We start from the raw sequence: 19,412 nt of genomic DNA on the forward strand, positions 1-19,412 counted from the left end.
GGAAGCACCATGAGCCAGCGGACCATGCGCGAGCGCATCCCAACCCAGTTGAAGGCCGTCGTCGGCCACTCGTCGCGCACCTTCGGGCGCCTGACGGCCTCCTCCAGGATGCTGCCGGGCCTGCTCGTGTGCGGCGGCCAGCGCTGCGGCACCACGTCCCTGTACCGGGCCCTGGCCCAGCACCCGGCGATCCTGAAGCCGGTGTTCCACAAGGGCGTCCACTACTTCGACACGAACTACCGGCGCGGCGCGGCCTGGTACCGCGGGCACTTCCCGACGCAGGGCGCGGCGGCGCGGGTCGCCGACCGGACCGGCCTCGCGCCGGTCGCGTTCGAGTCGAGCCCGTACTACCTGTACCACCCGCTGGCCGCGGAGCGGTTCGCGCGGGACCTGCCCGGCGTCAAGGTGATCGTGCTCGTGCGCGACCCGGTCGAGCGGGCCTGGTCGCACCATGCGCACGAGGTGGCGCGCGGGTTCGAGCCGATCGCGGACTTCGCGGAGGCGATCGAGGCCGAGTCCTCGCGCCTGGACGGCGTGGAGGCGCGGCTGCGGGCCGACCCGTCGCTGTACAGCTTCGACCACCAGCACCACGCGTACACCGCGCGCGGGCAGTACACGGACTTCCTTGAGCCGCTTGCGGAGCGGGTGGGCCGGGACCGGGTGCTCGTGCTCGACTCGGGCGAGTTCTTCACGCGCCCCGACGACGCGTTCGAGCGGGTCCTGCGGTTCCTGGGCCTGCCGTGGATCGGGGACTTCGCGTTCGCGCGCCACAACGCGCGCGGGCGTCCCTCGCCGATGTCCGCCGAGCTGCGGGAGCTGCTGACCGAGCATTACGGGCCCTATGACGAGCGGCTCGCGGAATGGCTTGGGGGCGTGCCGAGTTGGCGGCGCTGACCGCGTCGGTCGCGGAGCGGGAGGCCGGTCGCGAGGAGCTGCGCGGGACCGCGCGCGGGGGCCTCGCGAACCTCGTGGGGGCCGCGGTCGCCGGGCTCGGGGGCCTGGCCGTCACGTGGCTCGCGGCCGTGGCGCTGTCGCCCGCGGAGGCGGGCGCGTTCTTCGCGGCGACCTCGGTGTTCATGCTCGCGGGCGCGCTCGCGCGGCTGGGGACGCCGACGGGACTCGTGTACTGGGTCGCGCGGCTGCACAAGAACGGGCGGGACGCGGCCATCGGGTCGGTCCTGCGCCTGGGCCTGTGGCCCGCGGCCGTCGCGTCGTTCGCGGCGGCGGCGATCCTGCTCGTGACGGCGCCGATGTTCGCGAGCCCGGACCTGGTGCGGCTGCTCGCGGTGTTCATCCCCGCGTCGGTCGCGATGGAGGCGCTGCTCGCGGCGACCCGCGGGTACCGGCTCATGGGCCCGTCGGTGGTCATCGACAAGCTCGGGCGCACCGCCGCGCAGCTCGTGGGCCTGGGCGCGATCGCTTTGGCGGGCACGGCGACCGCGCAGTGGATCACGTTCGCGTGGGTGCTGCCGTACCTGCCGGCGGCACTGGCGGCGGCCTGGTACCTGCTGCGGCGCCACCGGGCGACCGCGGTGGACCCGGCGTTCCCCGACCGGGTGTCGGGGCGGGCGTTCTGGGGGTTCACGGCGCCGCGGGCGGCGGCGAGCGTCGCGCAGCTGGGGTTGCAGCGCCTCGACATCATCATGGTCGCGGCGCTCGCGGGCCTGGGTGCGGCCGCGGTGTACACGGTGGCGACGCGGTTCGTGATCGTCGGGCAGATGGCCTCGGGCGCGGTGGGCCAGTCGGTGCAGCCGCGCGCGGCGGCGGCGATGGCCGCCGGGGAGCCCGCGTCGGCGCGGGCGCTGTACCAGGAGTCGACGGCGTGGATCGTGGCGCTGACGTGGCCGGTGTACCTGGCGGTGGGGCTGCTCGCGGACTGGTACCTGCGGATGTTCGGCGGCGGGTACGCGAGCGACGAGGCGCGCCTGGTGGTGTGGATCCTGGTGCCCGCGATGATGATCGGGGCGGCGTGCGGGGTGGTGGACTCGATGCTGTCGATGGCGGGGAAGACCTCGTGGCAGCTGATCGACGTCTCGATTTCACTCGTCGTCAATGTCGGATTGAACCTCGCGTTGATTCCCGCGATGGGGGTCGTCGGCGCGGCGATCGCGTGGTCGGCGGCCGTTCTGGTCAATAATTTGGTTCCACTCGCGCAGCTGTGGCGCGCCTTCGGACTGCATCCCTTCGGGGCGCTGACCCGGCGCGCCCTGCTCGCGGCGGGCCTGCTGTTCGGGGTCCTGCCGCTGGCGGCGGCGCCGTTCGGCCCGCTGTGGACGCTCGTCGCCCTCGGGGCGGCGGCGGCCGTGTGGGCGGTGGCGCTCCTGCGCTACCGGGCCGGGATCTGAACGTCGAGAGGAACGCCGTGGCAGCCAACTACACCGAGGTCTTCCAGGACCCGACGGCGGTGGAGAAGTACGCCGAGCGCACGTACGCGCCGGGGACGTTCTCGTCGATCGTGTCGAGCCGCCAGACGGGCTGGCTGCGAGGCTTCGTGCCGCACGCGTTCGGGATGCCGCCGGTGCACCACGACTTCGCCTGCGGGACGGGGCGGGTGGCGCGGATGCTCGCGGGGCTGGTGTCGGTGTCGCACGGGTACGACACGTCGGAGGCGATGCTCCAGAAGGGCCGCGAGCTGGGCACGCCCGGGCACGCGCACCTGGTGGCGCCGGGCCTGGCGGTGCCGGAGCCTGACGAGACGCGCCAGCGCCTGGTGACGGCGTTCCGGTTCGTGCTCAATGTGGACCTGCACCTGCGGGACCAGCTGATGGACTTCGCGGCGATGGCGCTGCCGGACGCGGACTCGGGGCTGCTGCTGGTGGAGAACCACGGGAACGCGTCGTCGCTGCGGCACCTGCGCAAGACGTTCGGGCGCCTGGACGCGCACACGTGGTTCCAGGAGCTGTCGCACGAGGAGATGCGGGAGCTGTTCGACCGGCACGGGTTCGACCTGGTCGGCATGCAGGGCTTCACGATGTTCACGCAGGGCTGCTACCGGGCGCCGTGGGCGTGGGCGTCGAAGGCGGTCGACGCGGCGCTGTGCTCGCCGATGTCGAAGTGGGCCACGGACGTCGTGTACATCGCGCGCAGGCGCTAGCGGCCCGCCGGGGGCGCTTACGGCCGGTTCCGGCGTGCCTTCGCGGCCTCGATGAGGAGCCTCGCCGCTTCGGGGAGGTCGTCGCGCAGGTACCTGCGGGCGAGCCTGCGGGGCTCGGAGCACATGCGGAACAGCCATTCGGTGCCGGTGCGCTGCATCCATCCCGGGGCGCGGCGGCGGTGTCCGGCGATGAAGTCGATGCTCGCGCCGCAGCCGAGGAACCACGCCCGGGGGGCGGTGGCGCGCAGGCGCACGATGACATGCTCCTGCTTGGGGAAGCCGAGGCCGACGTAGACGAGGTCGGGGGCGGCGGCGGTGAGTCGCTCGGTGAGGGCGTTCCAGTGCGCGTCGTCGCGGTCGAAGCCCATGGGCGGGCACCAGGCGCCGACGACTTTCAGCCCCGGGTAGCGGGTTTCGAGGACTTCCGCGGCGCGCTCGGTGGGGCGGGCGGCGGCGTCGGGGGTGCCGCCGAGGAGCGCGATGCGCAGGCCCCGTTCGGCGGCGGCGGCCGCGAGGCTCCACACGAGGTCCGATCCGGCGACGCGTTCGGGCAGCGGTGTCCCGGCGACGCGGGAGGCCCATACGAGCGGTGCGCCGTCGGCGGTGACGAGGTCGGCGGCGTTGACGACGGCGCGCAGTGCGCGGCTGCGGCGTGCGGCCGCGACGATGTCGACGTTCGGCGTGACGATCTGCCCGCCGCGCCCGGCGTCGATCGCGTCGAGGACGTGCGCGACCGCACCGGCCCCGGTGACCGGGTCGATGCCGATGCCGCCCATGCGGACTCGGGGGGAAGGTCGGCCGTCCGCGCCGTCGACGCGTGCAGGGCCCAAGCGCTCCATGACATCAGACGCTAAGGCCCCGCGGGCGGTTTTCCGGGATTTTTCGCCTCAGGGCGTGTCCCCGACCCCACCTCGGATCGTTATAGGGGTCAACAGGGGGGCAACGAGGGTGAGCGAGGGTTCAGTGAGCTGGAGAACGGCCGAGCAGTCCGAGCAGTCCGAGAACCGCGTGAAAGTGGTCTTCATCGGCGGCCTGGGCCGCAGCGGCACCACGCTCCTGGAGCGGCTGCTGGGGCAGCTGCCGGGGGTCGTCCCGCTCGGGGAGATCACCCACCTGTGGGAGCGGGACCTCGTGGGGAACGAGATGTGCGCGTGCGGCGCGACGTTCTCGCACTGCGAGTTCTGGCAGCGCATCGGCGGCCGGGCGTTCGGGTCCTGGGAGGACGTGGACGTCGAGCGGCTCAACGCCCTGAAGGCGACCGTGGACCGGACGCGGCACATCCCGGCGCTCGCCTCGAAGAAGCTCGCCCCGGCGCAGCACCAGCTCGTGACCGAGTACGCCGAGTACTTCGAGAAGATCTACACGGCCGCTGCGAAGGACACGCGCGCGCAGGTCGTGGTGGACTCGTCCAAGCACGCGTCGCTCGCGTACTGCCTGCGGTGGTCGCCGAAGATCGACCTGCGGGTGATGCACGTCGTGCGCGACTCGCGCGGCGTCGCGTACTCGTGGACGAAGAAGGTGTCGCGGCCCGAGTCCCCCACCGGGGACCAGATGACGCGCTACTCCCCCGCGAAGGCCGCGATGCTGTGGAACGCGCAGAACGCCGCGTTCAGCCTGCTCGCGCGCCGCGGGGTGCCGGTGCGGCGCGTCAGGTACGAGCGGATCATCCAGCGGCCCAGGCGGGTCATCGCCTCGCTCGCGCGGTTCTGCGGGCTCGACCTGGTCGAGTCGGACCTGAACTTCATCGGCGACGGCTGGGCCGACCTGGGCCCGAGCCACTCCGCGGCCGGGAACCCGATGCGGTTCACCGTGGGGCGCATCCCGATCCGGCCCGACGAGGCGTGGACCGAGGACCTGTCGGACGGCACGCGCCGGATGGTCTCGACCCTGACCCGGCCTCTTCTCGGCCGGTACGGGTACCTCAACGAGGACGAGGCCCCCGTGGAGGACCCCGCACGCGAAGAGGTGAGCGCCCGTGACTGAATGGCCCTCGGTCGGCGTCGTGATCCCGACCCACGACCGCCCGCAGCAGGTGCGCGCGGCCCTGCGGTCGGTCCTGACGCAGTTCTACCCCGGCGACCTCGAAGTGGTCGTGGTCTTCGACCGCGCCAAGCCCACCGGGGACCTCGCCGACGCGGAGGGCGGGCGGCCGGTCCGGGAGGTCAAGAACGACCGCACCCCGGGCCTGGCGGGGGCCCGCAACACCGGGATCACCGCGCTGGACACCGATCTCGTCGCGTTCCTGGACGACGACGACGAATGGCTCCCCGGGAAGCTCGCCGCGCAGGTCGCGGCCCTGGGCACCGAGGCCGAGCTGTGCACCGCCGCGATCGAGGTCGACTATCGCGGGAAGCGCAACGCGCGGCTCGCGCAGAAGTCGACGGTGCGGCACGCGGACCTGCTCAGGTCCCGCATGATGATGCTCCACTCCTCGACGTTCCTGTTCCGCCGCTCGGCGCTCCTGGGCGGGCTCGGGCTCGTCGCGGAGGACGCGCCGGGGAGCCAGAACGAGGACTGGGACATGCTCCTGCGGGCGTCCCGGCGCCGTCCCATCGCGCACGTGGACACCCCGTACGCGCTCGTCAACTGGGCCGGGTCGCACTTCGAGACCCGCTGGGACACCAAGATCTCCTCGCTGCGGTGGATCCTCGACCGGCACCCGGAGATCCACGGCAGCCCCGAGGGCGCCGCCCGCGTCTACGGCCAGATCGCCTGCTGGCACGCGGCCATCGGGGACCGCAAGGAGGCCCTGAGATGGGCCCTGCGCGCCACCAAGGCGAACCCCGGTGAACCGCGAGCGGCGGTCGCCGCCGCGGCAGCGGCGGGCATCGTGGGCGTCCCCGCGGTCATGGCCGCGCTCCACAGGAGAGGCCGCGGTATTTAGAGCAAGGCAAAGGGAACGGCCCCGGAACCTCGCGGTTCCGGGGCCGTTCCCGTCAGTGCTGCGAAGAAGGACTAGCCCTTCTTGCGGAGCTCCTCTTCGTTCCGGTGCAGGTCGTCGAGACCGCCGCACATGAAGAACGCCTGCTCGGGGAAGTGGTCGTACTCCCCCTCGGCGATCTTCTTGAACGCCTCGACGGTCTCCTTGACGGGGACGAACGAGCCCTCGACGCCGGTGAACTGCTTCGCCGCGAAGGTGTTCTGCGACAGGAAGCGCTCGATGCGGCGCGCGCGGCCCACGACGAGCTTGTCCTCTTCGGACAGCTCGTCCATGCCGAGGATCGCGATGATGTCCTGAAGCTCGTTGTACTTCTGGAGGATCTGCTTCACCGTCGACGCGACCGCGTAGTGCTCGGCACCGACGACCTCGGGCTCCAGGATGCGGGAGTTCGAGGCCAGCGGGTCGATCGCGGGGTAGATGCCCTTGTCGGAGATCTTCCGCTCCAGGTTCGTCGTCGCGTCCAAGTGCGTGAACGCGGTGAACGGCGCCGGGTCGGTGTAGTCGTCCGCGGGGACGTACACGGCCTGCATCGAGGTGATCGCCTTGCCGCGCAGCGAGGTGATGCGCTCCTGGAGCTCACCCATCTCGTCCGCGAGGGTCGGCTGGTAGCCCACGGCCGAGGGCATGCGGCCCAGCAGCGCGGAGGTCTCGGAGCCGGCCTGCGTGAACCGGAAGATGTTGTCGATGAAGAGCAGCACCTCCTGGTTCTTCACGTCGCGGAAGTACTCGGCCATCGTCAGGGCCGACAGGGCGACGCGGAGGCGCACCCCCGGCGGCTCGTCCATCTGGCCGTACACGAGCGAGGTCTTGGGCAGCACGCCCGCCTCGTCCATCTCCGCGATGAGGTCGTTGCCCTCACGGGTGCGCTCGCCGACACCGGCGAACACCGACGAACCGCCGAAGTTCTGGGCGACGCGGATGATCATCTCCTGGATGAGCACCGTCTTGCCCACGCCGGCGCCGCCGAACAGGCCGATCTTGCCGCCCTTGACGTACGGGGCGAGGAGGTCGATCGCCTTGATGCCGGTCTCCAGCATCTCGGTCTTCGGCTCCAGCTGCGCGAACGCCGGGGCGTGGCGGTGGATCTCCCAGTGGTCGTCGGCTTCGAGCGTCTCGCCCTCGGGGAGGTTGAGGCACTCGCCCAGGACGTTGAAGACCTTGCCCTTGATGCCGTCGCCGACGGGGACCTTGATCTGCCCGCCGGTGTCGCGCACCTCGGCGCCGCGGACGAGGCCGTCCGTCGGCGCCATGCAGATGCCGCGGATCTGGCTGTCGCCCAGGTGCTGGGCGACTTCCAGGGTCAGCGTCTTCGGCTCGTCGCCGTAGGTCACGTCAACGTGGAGTGCGTTGAAGATCGCCGGGATGGCGTTTCGCGGGAACTCGACGTCGACGACGGGCCCGATGACCCGTACGACGCGCCCCACTCCTTGGGTGTCAGTCATCGTTACTCTCTTCCTGCGGCGGAAAGGGCACTGGCCCCGCCCACGATTTCGCTGATCTCCTGCGTGATCGCCGCCTGCCGCGCCGCGTTCGCGCTCCGCCGCAGGGTCTTGATCAATTCATCGGCATTGTCCGAGGCCGCCTTCATGGCCCGGCGCTTCGACGCCAACTCGCTGGCCGCGCTGTCGATCAGCGCCGCGTAGATGCGAGTCGTCAGGTACTTCGGCAGCAGCGCGTCGAGCAGCGCCTCCGGGTTCGGCTCGAACTCGTAGTCCGGGAGGAGCACGTGCTCGTCGAGCTCGGACTCCTCCACCTCCTCGACTTCGAGGGGCGCCAGTTGCCGCGGCTCGGGCGTCTGCGTCAGCAGCGAGACGAACCTGGTGTTGACGATGTGCAGCTCGTCCACCCCGAGGATACCGTCCGCACCCGCGTCGTCACCATCGTCGTCGGCGCCGGACATGAACGCCGCGAGCAGCGTCCGCGTGATCTCCTGCGCGTCCGAGACCCTCGGCAGCTGGGAGAACCCGGTCCACGAGTGCTCGATCGGCCGGGAGCGGAACCGGTAGTAGTCGACGCCCCTGCGGCCGGCGACGTACAGGACCGGGACCTTGCCCTCCTCGGAGAGGCGGGTGATCAGCTGCTCGGCCGTGCGGATGACGTTCGCGTTGTACCCGCCGCACATCCCCTTGTCGGCCGTGACCACCAGGACGCCCGCCCGGCGCACCGCCGCACGCGGCTGGAGCAGCGGGTGGTTGATCGACGCGTTCGACGCCAGGGACGTCATCACACCGGTCATGGCCCGGGCGTACGGCAGCGAAGCCGCCACCCGGTCCTGCGCCTTGGCGATGCGGCTGGTCGCGACCAGCTCCTGCGCCTTGGTGATCTTCTTGATGGACTGGGTCGACTTCAGCCGCTTGCGCAAAGTACGAAGCTGCGCTGACATGGCTAACCCTTCTTGACGCGCTTGACGGTCTCGACGTCGACGTCGCCCTCAAGGGCGTCTTCGGCGATGTCGGTCACGTTCAGGTCGTCGACGTTGGCCTTGAACATCTGCTTGAACTTGGCGACGGCGCGGTTGAGGGTGTCCTCGATGTCGCCGGCGACCTTGTCCTTGCCCGCATTGAGCTGGGCGACGACGTCCTTGTGGTTGGCGCGCATGTAGGTCAGGAACTCGTTCTCGAACCGGCGCACCTCCCCGACGGGGATGTCGTCCAGGGCGCCGGAGGTGCCCGCCCAGATCGAGATGGTCTCCTCGCCCATGGGGAGCGGCGCGGCCACACCCTGCTTGAGGAGCTCGACCATGCGCAGACCGCGGTCCAGCTGCGCGCGGGACGCGGCGTCCAGGTCCGACGCGAAGGCCGCGAAGGCCTCCAGGTCGCGGTACTGGGCCAGGTCCAGACGCAGGGAGCCCGCGACGGAGCGCATGCCCTTGGTCTGCGCGGCGCCGCCGACACGGGAGACGGACGTACCGACGTTGATCGCCGGCCGCACACCCGAGTTGAACAGGCCCTCTTCGAGGAAGACCTGGCCGTCGGTGATCGAGATGACGTTGGTCGGGATGAACTGCGAGATGTCGCCGGCCTTGGTCTCGATGATCGGGAGACCGGTCAGCGAGCCCGCGCCCAGCTCGTCGGAGAGCTTCGCGCAGCGCTCCAGCAGGCGGGAGTGCAGGTAGAACACGTCGCCGGGGAAGGCTTCGCGGCCCGGGGGACGACGCAGCAGCAGCGACACGGTGCGGTACGCCTCGGCCTGCTTCGACAGGTCGTCGAAGACGATGAGGACGTGCTTGCCGCCGTACATCCAGTGCTGGCCGATGGCCGAACCGGTGTAGGGGGCCAGGTACTTCAGGCCCGCGGGCTCGTCGGCGTTCGCCGCGACGATGGTGGTGTACTCCATCGCCCCGTGCTCTTCGAGCATGCCCTTGATGGCCGCGACGGTGGAGCCCTTCTGGCCGACCGCGACGTAGATGCAGCGGAGCTGCTTCTTCGGGTCGCCGGACTCCCAGTTCGCGAGCTGGTTGATGATCGTGTCGATCGCGACCTGCGTCTTGCCGGTCTTGCGGTCGCCGATGATCAGCTGGCGCTGGCCGCGGCCGATGGGGGTCATCGAGTCGATGGCCTTGATGCCGGTCTCGACCGGCTCGGACACCGACTGGCGGTTGATGACGTTGGGGGCCTGGGCTTCGAGCTCGCGCTCGCCTTCGGCCTCGATGTCGCCGAGGTCGTCGATGGGGTTGCCCAGGGCGTCCACGACGCGGCCCAGGAACTTGTCGCCGACCGGCACCGAGAGGACCTTGCCGGTCCGCTTCACGGGCTGGCCCTCGCCGACCTTGGTCGGGTCGCCGAGGAGCACGGCGCCGATCTCGCGCACGTCGAGGTTCAGGGCCAGGCCCATCACGCCGCCCTCGAACTCCAGGAGCTCGTTGGCCATGACGGACGGGAGGCCCTCGACGATCGCGATGCCGTCGCCGGCGCTCGTGACGGTACCGACCTCTTCGCGGGTGATCTCCGGCCGGTACGACGAGACGTACGCGTCGAGCGCGTTGCGGATCTCGTCAGAGGAGATGGTCAATTCAGCCATCTGAACGTTTACCTTTCTGTTTCTACCGGCTGGATCAGCGTCCGGCCAAGGCTTGGCGGGCTTCGTCGAGGCGGCGCGAGACGGAGCCGTCCCACAGTTCCGAGCCGACTTGCACCCGGATGCCCCCGACGATCGCGGGGTCGACGGTGACCTTGAGCGCCACCGGGCGGCCGTAGACGAGCGACAGCTTGGCGGCGAGCTGGCGCTCGCCCTGCTCGTCGAGCGGCTTGGCCACGGTCACGTAGGCCACGGCCTCGTCGCGGGCCGCCGCGGCGACCTCGACCAGGTAGGCCAGCGAGGCGTGGAAGCTGCGCCCGCCGATGCCGAAGCATGCGGCGGCCGCGAGCTTCACCGTCACCGGCTCGGCCTTGCCGCCGAGCAGGCGCTCGGTCAGCTCGGCCCGGCCCTTGGGGTCGGTGCCGGTGGCACCGAGGACCGAGGAGAGCTCGGCGTCGCCGTCAACGAGCCGCCCGAAGCGGAACAGCTGGTCTTCGACGTTGGCCAGGCTGCCGTCCTTGGCGGCGGCGAGCAGCAGCGCCTCGACGGCGAGCTGCTCGGTGCCGTCCACCAGTTCGGACGGGCTGCTCCAGCGGCCGCGCACCAGGGCGGCGACCACGTCAGCGGAGGTGTCGCCGACTTGACCGGCGAGGAGCCCGCGGAGCAGGCCCTCCCGGTCGTCCGCCTCGCGGGCGGGGTCGGACAGGGCGCGACGCAGCCGAGGCTGGTCGACGAGGAACCGCGTCACTCCCAGCAGCTGATCGCCGCACTCGGTGAGCTGCTCGGCCGAGGCACCGGAGGCGGCTGCCTCCAGCACGGCCCGGCCGGCCTCGATGCTTTCGCGTCCAGTCGTCGACATCAGCGCGCTCCGCTCGTCTCGGCCGTCTCATCGGCGATCTCGGCCAGGAACTGGTCGACGGTCGCGGTGGTGTCGGCGTCTCCGGCGAGGCGCTGGCCGATGATCTTCCCGGCCAGGTCCACCGCCAGGTTGCCGACCTCGCTGCGCAGCTCGCGGACGAGCTGCTGGCGCGAGGCCTCGACCTGGGCGTGGCCGGCCGCGATGATCCGGTTGGACTCCTCGCGGGCGGAGACGAGGATCTCCTCCTTGGCTGCCACGGCGTCGGCGCGGGCCTCGTCGCGGATCGCGGCGGCCTCCTCCTGCGCGGTGGCGAGCTTCCGGCGGTACTCCTCTAGCGTCTGGTTCGCCTCTTCCTGAGCGCGCTCGGCGCGCTCGATGCCGCCTTCGATCGCGTCGACCCGTGCCTCGAACGTCTTCTCCATGCGGGGGAAGACGAACTTCATGAGCACGAAGCACAGCAGACCGAAAGCGATGGCGCCGATCAGCATTTCCTGCCAGATCGGGAAGAGGATCCCGGCCCCTCCTTCGGCGGCGTGAATCATGATGACTCCCTTGAAGGGCTAGTTAGGCCGTGCCGCCGAGGGCGAAGGCCAGGACGAGACCGAACAGCGCGAGGACCTCGACGAGGGCGAAGCCCATGAACAGCATCGGACGGGTGATGCCGGCCGACTCGGGCTGGCGGGCGGTGGCGGTGATCCACGCGGCGAAAATGAGGGCAACACCGATACCGGGGCCGATCGCAGCGAGACCGTAACCGATGACGTTGACGGAGCCTTCCATCTGGCTTTCTCCTAGGTGTCAGCGTGGCGTGACCGTCACGCGCACGATGTTGTTCAATTGCGAAATCTTTGGGTGAGGGGTGGAAGTTCGGGGAGCTCTAGTGCTCTTCCGCGAGGGACCCCTGGATGTACATGCCCGTCAGGAGCGTGAAGACGTACGCCTGGAGCAGGATGACGATGAGCTCGAAGAGGGTCATCGCGATGCCCATGCCGAACGAGAAGATCGACAGGCCCTGGACGAAGAAGTTGCTGGAGTTCAGCATCTCGAACCCGCCGAGGATGAACACCAGCAGGATGAGGTGGCCCGCGAACATGTTCGCGAAGAGCCGCAGGGCCAGGGTGACCGGGCGCAGGATGATGTTCTGGAGGATCTCGATCGGGATCAGCAGCGGGTAGATGAACAGCGGCGCGCCCGGGGGGACGACGGTGATCTTCAGCCACTTGACCAGGCCGTGCTGCTTGATGCCGACCCAGACGTAGATGATCCACGAGAGGATCGCCAGCATCGCCGGGAACGCGATGTGCGCGTTCGGGGAGATCTGGATGCCGGGCACGACGGCCCAGAAGTTCATGAGGACGATGAACAGGAACAGGGTCGCGAGGTACGGGGCGAACTTCACGCCGTCCTTCTTGCCCATGAGGTCGATGGCGACGGTGTTCCTGATGAAGCCGTAGGCGGACTCGGCCAGCCACTGCTTCTTGGTGGGGACGATCTGGGGCTTGCGGTAGGCCCACAGGAAGAAGACGATGAGGATCGCGACCGTCAGCCACACACCGAGGGTGATGGTGGTGAACATGTGGGCGAGCGCGGTCCCGGTGAGCCCGGAGAACCAGTCGGCAAAGTCAAAGCTGTGGATACCGGGCGGGAAGTGGGACTCCCCTTCGGCCAGCACGATGGCTGAGTCGGTCACGCGAGCCACGCCTCTCAGTCAGTGTCGGTCACAAAAAACTACGGCGACATCTGCTTGATGAGCAGGTACATCCCCGCTCCAGCACCGACCAGCATCCCTACCAGGAGCCCGACTTTGGGCAGTCCGAGCCACAGGTCGACGAGATATCCGAGACCACCCCAGACGATGATCCCGGACAGCAGATATCCCAGAGCGCGCCAGCCCATGTCAGAACCGTCAGGCTGGGGCTTGCGTTCGGGGGGTTCCATGTCGGCCATGTCGGATTGAACTCTAACAGCTACTACGCAGGAACTGCCCAGCGGGTTCGCTGAGATGAGGGCCATCGGTGCGCAATTGTCAACCTCCACGAAACACCGCGTGTCGCATCGCATGCGGGCGTCAAGGACGCGTCAAGACGGCTGGTCGAGCTCGATGTAGGGGATCTTTGCCTTGTATGCCCAGACAGCCTGGGTCGCGAGCCACGCGACGGCACCGCCGATGATCCCGCAGGCGAAGGGGAGCAAGGCATTCGGGACCGTCGATTGGACCGTCCACAATGCAAAAAAGGCGATCACGAGTTTGAATGCGTATGTGATCAAAGCCATAGGCAGGGTGAGACGCAGGTCAATCTTCTCGGCTGCTGCGACCGCTTGCACCGAGCCGGCGAAACCCAAGGCGGCCAACGCTACTCCTGCCGGAGCGCCCCAGGCGCCGGGCCCTCCCGCGGTGATCCCGCCGACGACGGCCGCGATCACCGCGGCGATCCCGGCGACGGCGAAGCACGGCTTGAGGAAGCCCCGCGCGGCCCTCACGACGGCCCTTCCAGGGCGGCCGCGACCGGCTTGAGCGCGGCCTCCAGCTGGTCGGCGATGCGGCCGTACTCGGTGCGGCTCATCCCCCACGGGTCGGCCAGGTCGGCGTCCTCGTAGTCGCCGCGGCGCTGCTCGGCGAGCGCCAGGAGCGCCTTGCCGCGGGTGTGGACGTCGCCCTCGGGGATCTCGTCCGCGGCGTCGGCGGCGATGCGGCCGAAGGTGCGCACGAGGAAGGTCTTCCCGGCGGCCTCGGGGTAGGACTCGGCGATGAAGTCGGCGTGCCCCGTCGTCGCGACCAGGATCAGGTCGGAGGCTTCGACGTGGGCGCGGACGAGGTGCCGGGCGCCGTGCCCGGCGCCCTCGTAGCCGCGGTCCTCCAGTTCGCGCGCGGAGAACGGCTGCATGTCGTCGCCCTCGTGCCACGAGGAGGTCCCGGCGCCGTGGTTAAACACGTCGTCGCCGGTGAGCCCGTCGAGGATGCGCTCGGACATGGGCGAGCGGCAGATGTTGCCGGTGCACACGTGGAGGACCGAGAAGGGCGCGCTCACGCGGAGCGCTCCTCGGCGGGGGCCTCGCCGGTCGCCTCGGCGGTCTCGGAGGCGTCGGCCTCAGCGGCTTCGGGGGCCTCGTCGGCCTCGTCCGGCTCCTGGTCCTCGGGGCGCTGGCCGGGGCCGTAGCCGTCGCGGTCGAGCGTGTCGGGGACGATCTTGCGGATCTGCTCCAGGCTCAGGGCGCCCTCGCGGAGGATCTGCGGCGGGTGCGCGACGCAGTCGACGATCGTCGAGGGCAGGTTGTCCTCGCTGGGCCCGGCCTCCAGGTACACGGAGACGTCGGAGCCGAGCTGGGCCTTCGCGTCGGTGGCGGTCTCGGCCGGGGGCTGGCCGGTCTTGTTCGCGGAGGTGACGGCCATGGGGCCGGTCTCCTTGAGGAGTTCGAGCGCGAGCGGGTGCAGCGGCATGCGCACGGCGACCGTGCCGTCGGTGTCGCCGAGGTCCCACGTCAGGGTCGGGGTGTAGGGCACGACGATGGTGAGGGCGCCGGGCCAGAAGGCGTCGATGAGCGCCTTCGCCGAGTCGGGGACGTCGGAGGCGATGCCGTCGAGGGCGCGCTTGGAGCCGATGAGCACCGGCGGGGCCATGTCCCGTCCCCGGCCCTTGGCGGCGAGCACGGCCCTGACCGCGGCGTGGTTGAACGCGTCACAGCCGATCCCGTACACGGTGTCGGTGGGGATGACGACCAGACGGCCGCCGGTGACGGCGCGCGCGGCGGACTTGATGCCCGTGGCGCGGTCCTTGATCTTCCTGCAATTGAACAGCCTCACGGCAGCAAGCCTAGCCTTCCCGTAGCGAACCTCGGCCGGCCGGCGAGGTCGTCGTGGTCCTCCGCATCCGTGAATCCGCTGACACGGAGGATCTCGGGGGCCACGGTCCCGTGGGTGTCGTCGTGCTCGAAGCCGTACCAGCCGCCCGGCTTCAGCCAGTTCGCGGCGCGGACGGCGAGCGGCTGGATGACCGCGAGCCCGGCCTCGGCGGCGTAGACCGCCCCGGACGGGTCGAAGTCGACCTCGGGGGCCACCTCGATCTCGAACGGCACGTACGGCGGGTTCGCGGTCACGAGGTCCGCGAGGCCGTCGAGCTCGGCGAGCGTCCCGGCGGCCGTGGCATCGGCGAGGACGGGGACCGCGCCGGTGCCGTCGAGGTTCGATTCGAGCCACTCGAACGCGTCCGGGTCGACCTCGACGGCCCACACGCGGGCGTCGGGCCGCTCGGTCGCGATCGAGTACGCGACGGCGCCGGAACCGGAGCACGCGTCGATGACGGTGCCGCCCCGCGGCAAGTGGGCGAGCGCCCAGTCCACGAGGAGCTCGGTCTCGGGCCGGGGCACGAACACCCCGGGCCCCACCGCGAGCTCGCCGTAGCGGAACGCGGCCGAGCCGGTGAGGTGCTGGAGCGGTTCGCGGGCGGCCCGGCGCACCACGAGCGCGGTGAATGCCAGCCCGATTACAGCGGTCGGCGCGGGGGCGATGAGCAGCTGGCTGCGTTTCAGGCCCGTCACATGGGCGGCCAGGAGTTCGGCGTCGACCCGAGGCGACGGGACGCCCGCTTTCGCGAGCAGGTCCGCCGCCTCGGCAATGAGTTCAGGCCAAGGCGCGATCCGCAGCTCCTCCCGCTGCATCACTCGGCGCCGCGCGCCATGCGCTCGGCGCGGTCGGCGGCGGCGAGGGCGTCCAGGACCTCGTCGAGGGAGCCGTCCATGACCTGGTCGAGGTTGTACGCGGTGAAGCCGACGCGGTGGTCGGTGAGGCGGTTCTGCGGGAAGTTGTAGGTGCGGATGCGCTCGGAGCGGTCCGCGGTGCGCACCTGCGAGAGGCGTGCGGCGCCGGCCGCGGCGGCGGCCTCCTCCTGCTGCTTCGCGAGCAGGCGGGCGCGCAGGACCTTGATCGCCGCCTCCTTGTTCTGGAGCTGGCTCTTCTCGTTCTGCGAGGTCACGACGACGCCGGTGGGCACGTGGGTGAGGCGCACCGCGGAGTCGGTGGTGTTGACCGACTGGCCGCCGGGCCCGGAGGACCGGTACACGTCGACCCGCACGTCGTTCATGTTCAGCTCGAAGTCGACCTCCTCGGCCTCGGGCATGACGACGACCGCGGCCGCCGAGGTGTGGACGCGGCCCTGCGACTCGGTCACGGGCACGCGCTGCACGCGGTGGACGCCGCCCTCGAACTTCATGCGCGACCACACGCCGTTGCCGCCCTCGGGGCTGCCCTTCGTGCGCACCGCGATCGAGGAGTCCTTCACGCCGCCGAGGTCGGTGGGGACCATTTCGAGGGTCTCCACGGCCCAGCCCTGGCGCTCGAAGTACCGCAGGTACATGCGCATGAGGTCCCCGGCGAACAGGCCGGACTCCTCGCCGCCCGCGCCCGCCTTGATCTCGATGATGACGTCCTTGGAGTCGTCCGGGTCACGCGGCACGAGCAGCTCGGCGAGCTTCTCCTCCAGCTCAGGGATGCGCCTGCGCAGCCGGTCGGCCTCCTCCGCGAACTCCGAGTCCTCCTTGGCGAGCTCCTCGGCGGTCTCCAGGTCGTCCTTGGCCGACTCGATGTCCTCGGCCGTCTTCGCGATCGGGGACAGCTCCGCGTAGCGGCGGCCGACCCGCCTGGCCTGGGCCTGGTCGGCGTGCAGTGCGGGGTCGCCCATCTGGACTTCGAGGTCGCGGTACTCCGCGATGAGCGTTTCCAGGCGGTTGTCGGCTGCGGACGTCATCTCTGTTCCTTAAGAAAGCCTTGCAAGACATCGGACGGGACGAAAAACGCGGCGCCCGTGTCGAGGAGACACGGACGCCGCGGAGCACGGCTACTTGCCGGCCTGGGCCTTCTCGGCAGCCTTGGCGTAGCGGGCCTTGAACTTGGCCACGCGACCGCCGGTGTCGAGGATGCGCTGCTTGCCGGTGTAGAACGGGTGGCACTTGTTGCAGGTCGCAGCCTGGATCTTGCCGCTGGTCACCGTCGACCGGGTGGTGAAGCTGTTCCCGCAGGAGCAGGTCACCTCGGTGACGACGTACTCAGGGTGGATGCCCTCTTTCATGACTTCCCTTTCATGCCGGTCGCCGGGTCGGCTTACGCCGTGAACCGGTACCGAATCGAGCCCCGGGGGGCTGTCGGAGGGTGCGCGACCTGCGCACCAGCGTTCAATGGTAAGGCGTGAGGCCGCTCTCAGCGAGGGCGGCCTCACGCCTCGTCCGACTACTCGCCGGGCGTGCTCTTGACGATGGACATCAGGAACTCGGCGTTCGTCTGGGTCTTCTTCAGCCGGTCGATGAGCAGGTCGATGGCCTGCTGCGGCTCCAGCGAGGACAGGACCCGGCGGAGCTTCAGCATGACCGCCTGCTCCTCGGGGCTCATCATGAGCTCGTCCTTGCGGGTGCTCGACTGGTGGACGTCGATCGCCGGGTACGTGCGCTTCTCGGCGATCTTCCGGTCCAGCTTGAGCTCGGTGTTGCCCGTGCTCTTGAACTCCTCGAAGATCACCATGTCGCCCATGGAGCCGGTCTCGACCAGCGCCGTGCCGATGATCGTCAGCGACCCGCCGTGCTCGATGTTCCGCGCGGCGCCCAGGAAGCGCTTCGGCGGGTAGAGCGCGGTGGAGTCGATGCCGCCGGACAGGATGCGCCCGGAGGCCGGCGACGAGTTGTTGTACGCGCGGGCCAGACGGGTGATCGAGTCGAGCAGCACGACCACGTCGTGGCCGAGCTCCACGAGGCGCTTCGCGCGCTCGATGGCGAGCTCGGCGACCGTGGTGTGGTCCGACGGCGGGCGGTCGAAGGTCGAGGCGATGACCTCGCCCTTCACCGAGCGCTGCATGTCGGTGACCTCTTCGGGCCGCTCGTCCGCGAGGACCACCATGAGGTGGCACTCGGGGTTGTTCGTGGTGATCGCGTTGGCGACCGCCTGGAGCACCATCGTCTTGCCGGCCTTCGGCGGCGAGACGATGAGGGCGCGCTGGCCCTTGCCGATCGGCGCCACCAGGTCGATGACCCGGGTGGTGAGCGCGTTCGGCTCGGTCTCCAGGCGCAGGCGCTCCTGCGGGTACAGCGGCGTGAGCTTGTAGAACTCGTCGCGCTTCTTCGCGTCCTCGGGGTTCATGCCGTTGACGGTGTCGAGGCGCACCAGCGGGTTGTACTTCTCCCGGCGCTGCTTGCCCTGGTTGCCGCCGTTGCCGTTCCCGGGCTCCTCGCCGCGGGTGGGCTTGACGGCGCCCGTGATGGCGTCGCCGCGGCGCAGCCGGTACTTGCGGACCTGCGACATCGAGACGTACACGTCGTCCGGTCCGGCGAGGTAGCCGGTGGTGCGGATGAACGCGTAGTTGTCGAGGATGTCGAGGATGCCGGCGACCGGGACGAGCAGCTCGTCGTTCTGGGCGCCGCCGCTGCCGCCGCCCTGCGGGCCGCGCTCGTTCTCGTCGCGCCCGCCGCGCTGGCGGCGGTCGGAGCGGTCCCGGCGCTTGCGGCGGCGGCCGTCGCCGTCCCCGTCGCGGGGGCCGCGGTCGTCGTCGTAGTCGTCGTTGCGCTCGTTGCGGCGCTCACGGGACTCGTTGCGGGACTCGGGCTGGTCGTCGCGGCGGCCGCCGTCCTGGCGGCCGTTCTCGCGCCCGTTCTCACGGGTGCGGCGGCGGCGCTGCGGCCGGTCCTCATCGGACTCGAACTGCGCGGACGACGCGTTCGCGTCGCCGCTCCCGTTCTCCTCCGCGTCCTGCACGGTCGACTGGTGCTCCTGACGACGGCGCGGCTGCGGCGGGCCGGCCGGGCGGGTGGCCCGGCGAACGGCACTGCCGCCCTTGGCGTCGGCGCTCTCGGAGCCGTTGTCGTCCGGTGCGGTGTCTACAGTGGCCTGCGGACCCTCGGCGGTCGGTGTGTGTTCGGAGTCAGGCACTGGCGGGGCCTCCTGTTCTGCGCTGGCACCGCCGGGCTGCGAGCCCTCATCCTGCCGTTCCTGGATGGCGGCGATCAGCTCGCTCTTGCGCATCCGGCCAACGCCGGTGATGCCGAGCGATTGCGCCATCTGCTGGAGCTCGGGCATCAGCAGTGAGGCCAGACCGGTTCCTGCCCGGCGGCGCTTCCTGGCCTCGGGGAGTTCCTCTCCCGAAGCCGGCGCCGCATCGCTCATCCGGTCCGACGTCGTGCCGGTGGTGTCGCTCAATGGATTCCTTCCCTGGCGGAACTTCGAATGGGATTCGAGGAGTTTCCGCGTCTTTCAAATAGCCGCAATGCCGATGTTCTGGTCTGCGTCCCGCCATCGCTTCGACCGCCTCGGCCCGAGCGGGCGCGGCGGATGGAAGACGACGGTTGACACCGGGTGCAACACCCCTGGGCCGTCAGCTGAGCAGACGGTCCTGATCGAGGCGACGCCTCTGGGTTTGTGACCGGCGAGCTCGCGTTGAATGATCGTGCACGGTGAGACACGTGGCGCCGATCTCCGCTGATTGCGATCCATGCGGACAGCGACTGTTCCTTCGTCGAAACCGTGC

At 70.2% G+C, this 19,412-nt stretch carries 22 protein-coding genes; 6 read left to right on the forward strand and 16 right to left on the reverse strand.

Annotation, left to right across the window (positions count from 1 at the left end):
• Window positions 1-9: 9 nt before the first annotated feature.
• Genes AB0A65_RS07810 through AB0A65_RS07820 form a run of 3 tightly spaced genes read left to right on the forward strand, consistent with a single transcriptional unit; the run spans window position 10 to window position 3,094 of the window.
• Window positions 10-894, forward strand: a complete 885-nt coding sequence (locus tag AB0A65_RS07810) for a sulfotransferase (protein ID WP_359947989.1) — start codon at window positions 10-12, stop codon at window positions 892-894.
• Entirely contained in the window at window positions 861-2,345 is a 1,485-nt protein-coding gene (locus AB0A65_RS07815; RefSeq protein WP_359947992.1) for a polysaccharide biosynthesis C-terminal domain-containing protein, read from the forward strand. Before AB0A65_RS07810 ends, AB0A65_RS07815 begins: the two co-directional genes overlap by 34 nt.
• Window positions 2,346-2,362: 17 nt before the next feature.
• Window positions 2,363-3,094, forward strand: a complete 732-nt coding sequence (locus AB0A65_RS07820; RefSeq protein WP_359947995.1) for a class I SAM-dependent methyltransferase — start codon at window positions 2,363-2,365, stop codon at window positions 3,092-3,094.
• A gap of 17 nt (window positions 3,095-3,111) precedes the next feature.
• Here AB0A65_RS07820 and AB0A65_RS07825 read toward each other — a convergent pair whose 3' ends face one another.
• Window positions 3,112-3,933: a WecB/TagA/CpsF family glycosyltransferase gene (locus tag AB0A65_RS07825; protein WP_359947998.1), complete on the reverse strand. Its 822-nt coding sequence runs from the start codon at window positions 3,931-3,933 to the stop codon at window positions 3,112-3,114.
• A 124-nt stretch (window positions 3,934-4,057) separates the two neighbouring features.
• On the opposite strand from AB0A65_RS07825, the gene AB0A65_RS07830 reads away from it, so the two are divergent.
• Both AB0A65_RS07830 and AB0A65_RS07835 read left to right on the forward strand, forming a co-directional pair.
• Complete coding sequence (locus AB0A65_RS07830; RefSeq protein WP_359948001.1) at window positions 4,058-5,077, forward strand: sulfotransferase; 1,020 nt, start codon at window positions 4,058-4,060, stop codon at window positions 5,075-5,077.
• On the forward strand, window positions 5,070-5,978 hold the full coding sequence (locus tag AB0A65_RS07835; RefSeq protein WP_359948004.1) for a glycosyltransferase family 2 protein: 909 nt from the start codon (window positions 5,070-5,072) through the stop codon (window positions 5,976-5,978). The genes AB0A65_RS07830 and AB0A65_RS07835 overlap by 8 nt, the downstream gene beginning before the upstream one ends.
• A gap of 71 nt (window positions 5,979-6,049) precedes the next feature.
• Here the strand turns inward: AB0A65_RS07835 and atpD are convergent, their stop codons facing one another.
• The 15 genes from atpD to rho form a co-directional block, all read right to left on the reverse strand.
• A complete protein-coding gene (gene atpD / locus AB0A65_RS07840) occupies window positions 6,050-7,477 on the reverse strand; it encodes a F0F1 ATP synthase subunit beta (RefSeq protein ID WP_359948007.1) in 1,428 nt (475 codons plus the stop codon).
• Window positions 7,478-7,479: 2 nt separating this feature from the next.
• On the reverse strand, window positions 7,480-8,418 hold the full coding sequence (locus tag AB0A65_RS07845; RefSeq protein ID WP_359948010.1) for a F0F1 ATP synthase subunit gamma: 939 nt from the start codon (window positions 8,416-8,418) through the stop codon (window positions 7,480-7,482).
• A gap of 2 nt (window positions 8,419-8,420) precedes the next feature.
• Window positions 8,421-10,055 carry a F0F1 ATP synthase subunit alpha gene (gene atpA, locus AB0A65_RS07850; RefSeq protein ID WP_359948013.1) on the reverse strand — a complete coding sequence of 545 codons (1,635 nt, stop codon included), beginning with the start codon at window positions 10,053-10,055 and terminating at the stop codon, window positions 8,421-8,423.
• A gap of 34 nt (window positions 10,056-10,089) precedes the next feature.
• Window positions 10,090-10,911 (reverse strand): F0F1 ATP synthase subunit delta, encoded by an 822-nt coding sequence (locus AB0A65_RS07855; protein ID WP_359948016.1) that lies wholly within the window; start codon window positions 10,909-10,911, stop codon window positions 10,090-10,092.
• Window positions 10,911-11,453 (reverse strand): F0F1 ATP synthase subunit B, encoded by a 543-nt coding sequence (locus AB0A65_RS07860; protein ID WP_359948019.1) that lies wholly within the window; start codon window positions 11,451-11,453, stop codon window positions 10,911-10,913. Before AB0A65_RS07860 ends, AB0A65_RS07855 begins: the two co-directional genes overlap by 1 nt.
• Window positions 11,454-11,475: 22 nt before the next feature.
• Entirely contained in the window at window positions 11,476-11,691 is a 216-nt protein-coding gene (locus AB0A65_RS07865) for a F0F1 ATP synthase subunit C (protein ID WP_359948022.1), read from the reverse strand.
• Window positions 11,692-11,788: 97 nt separating this feature from the next.
• The gene (gene atpB / locus AB0A65_RS07870; protein WP_359948025.1) at window positions 11,789-12,601 is read right to left on the reverse strand and encodes a F0F1 ATP synthase subunit A; all 813 of its coding nucleotides are present in this window, start codon (window positions 12,599-12,601) and stop codon (window positions 11,789-11,791) included.
• Between the two features lie 38 nt (window positions 12,602-12,639).
• Window positions 12,640-12,858 carry an AtpZ/AtpI family protein gene (locus AB0A65_RS07875; protein WP_091053281.1) on the reverse strand — a complete coding sequence of 73 codons (219 nt, stop codon included), beginning with the start codon at window positions 12,856-12,858 and terminating at the stop codon, window positions 12,640-12,642.
• A 132-nt stretch (window positions 12,859-12,990) separates the two neighbouring features.
• Window positions 12,991-13,392, reverse strand: coding sequence for a hypothetical protein (locus AB0A65_RS07880; RefSeq protein ID WP_359948028.1), 402 nt, complete (start codon window positions 13,390-13,392; stop codon window positions 12,991-12,993).
• Window positions 13,389-13,940, reverse strand: a complete 552-nt coding sequence (locus tag AB0A65_RS07885) for a phosphotyrosine protein phosphatase (protein ID WP_359948031.1) — start codon at window positions 13,938-13,940, stop codon at window positions 13,389-13,391. The genes AB0A65_RS07880 and AB0A65_RS07885 overlap by 4 nt, the downstream gene beginning before the upstream one ends.
• Window positions 13,937-14,713, reverse strand: a complete 777-nt coding sequence (locus tag AB0A65_RS07890; protein ID WP_359948034.1) for an L-threonylcarbamoyladenylate synthase — start codon at window positions 14,711-14,713, stop codon at window positions 13,937-13,939. The genes AB0A65_RS07885 and AB0A65_RS07890 overlap by 4 nt, the downstream gene beginning before the upstream one ends.
• The gene (prmC, locus tag AB0A65_RS07895) at window positions 14,710-15,567 is read right to left on the reverse strand and encodes a peptide chain release factor N(5)-glutamine methyltransferase (RefSeq protein WP_359948037.1); all 858 of its coding nucleotides are present in this window, start codon (window positions 15,565-15,567) and stop codon (window positions 14,710-14,712) included. The genes AB0A65_RS07890 and prmC overlap by 4 nt, the downstream gene beginning before the upstream one ends.
• On the reverse strand, window positions 15,567-16,652 hold the full coding sequence (gene prfA / locus AB0A65_RS07900) for a peptide chain release factor 1 (RefSeq protein ID WP_359948040.1): 1,086 nt from the start codon (window positions 16,650-16,652) through the stop codon (window positions 15,567-15,569). Before prfA ends, prmC begins: the two co-directional genes overlap by 1 nt.
• Before the next feature lie 90 nt (window positions 16,653-16,742).
• The gene (gene rpmE, locus AB0A65_RS07905; protein WP_106364949.1) at window positions 16,743-16,973 is read right to left on the reverse strand and encodes a 50S ribosomal protein L31; all 231 of its coding nucleotides are present in this window, start codon (window positions 16,971-16,973) and stop codon (window positions 16,743-16,745) included.
• Window positions 16,974-17,131: 158 nt separating this feature from the next.
• Complete coding sequence (gene rho, locus AB0A65_RS07910) at window positions 17,132-18,964, reverse strand: transcription termination factor Rho (RefSeq protein ID WP_359948699.1); 1,833 nt, start codon at window positions 18,962-18,964, stop codon at window positions 17,132-17,134.
• On the opposite strand from rho, the gene AB0A65_RS07915 reads away from it, so the two are divergent.
• Window positions 18,882-19,307 carry a hypothetical protein gene (locus AB0A65_RS07915; protein ID WP_359948739.1) on the forward strand — a complete coding sequence of 142 codons (426 nt, stop codon included), beginning with the start codon at window positions 18,882-18,884 and terminating at the stop codon, window positions 19,305-19,307. The genes rho and AB0A65_RS07915 overlap by 83 nt on opposite strands.
• Window positions 19,308-19,412: the final 105 nt, after the last annotated feature.

The organism is Glycomyces sp. NPDC047010, from assembly GCF_040644205.1.
Classification (GTDB): domain Bacteria; phylum Actinomycetota; class Actinomycetes; order Mycobacteriales; family Micromonosporaceae; genus Glycomyces.

Bases quoted from the DNA above. Each gene is read 5' to 3' on its own strand.
- AB0A65_RS07860 (WP_359948019.1), bottom strand. From the start codon at position 11,453: ATGATTCACGCCGCCGAAGGAGGGGCCGGGATCCTCTTCCCGATCTGG.
- AB0A65_RS07810 (WP_359947989.1), top strand. From the start codon at position 10: ATGAGCCAGCGGACCATGCGCGAGCGCATCCCAACCCAGTTGAAGGCC.
- AB0A65_RS07815 (WP_359947992.1), top strand. From the start codon at position 861: ATGGCTTGGGGGCGTGCCGAGTTGGCGGCGCTGACCGCGTCGGTCGCG.
- prfA (WP_359948040.1), bottom strand. From the start codon at position 16,652: ATGACGTCCGCAGCCGACAACCGCCTGGAAACGCTCATCGCGGAGTAC.
- AB0A65_RS07915 (WP_359948739.1), top strand. From the start codon at position 18,882: ATGGCGGCGATCAGCTCGCTCTTGCGCATCCGGCCAACGCCGGTGATG.
- AB0A65_RS07825 (WP_359947998.1), bottom strand. From the start codon at position 3,933: ATGGAGCGCTTGGGCCCTGCACGCGTCGACGGCGCGGACGGCCGACCT.
- atpD (WP_359948007.1), bottom strand. From the start codon at position 7,477: ATGACTGACACCCAAGGAGTGGGGCGCGTCGTACGGGTCATCGGGCCC.
- AB0A65_RS07865 (WP_359948022.1), bottom strand. From the start codon at position 11,691: ATGGAAGGCTCCGTCAACGTCATCGGTTACGGTCTCGCTGCGATCGGC.
- AB0A65_RS07845 (WP_359948010.1), bottom strand. From the start codon at position 8,418: ATGTCAGCGCAGCTTCGTACTTTGCGCAAGCGGCTGAAGTCGACCCAG.
- prmC (WP_359948037.1), bottom strand. From the start codon at position 15,567: ATGCAGCGGGAGGAGCTGCGGATCGCGCCTTGGCCTGAACTCATTGCC.
- atpA (WP_359948013.1), bottom strand. From the start codon at position 10,055: ATGGCTGAATTGACCATCTCCTCTGACGAGATCCGCAACGCGCTCGAC.
- AB0A65_RS07875 (WP_091053281.1), bottom strand. From the start codon at position 12,858: ATGGCCGACATGGAACCCCCCGAACGCAAGCCCCAGCCTGACGGTTCT.
- rho (WP_359948699.1), bottom strand. From the start codon at position 18,964: ATGCCCGAGCTCCAGCAGATGGCGCAATCGCTCGGCATCACCGGCGTT.
- rpmE (WP_106364949.1), bottom strand. From the start codon at position 16,973: ATGAAAGAGGGCATCCACCCTGAGTACGTCGTCACCGAGGTGACCTGC.
- AB0A65_RS07855 (WP_359948016.1), bottom strand. From the start codon at position 10,911: ATGTCGACGACTGGACGCGAAAGCATCGAGGCCGGCCGGGCCGTGCTG.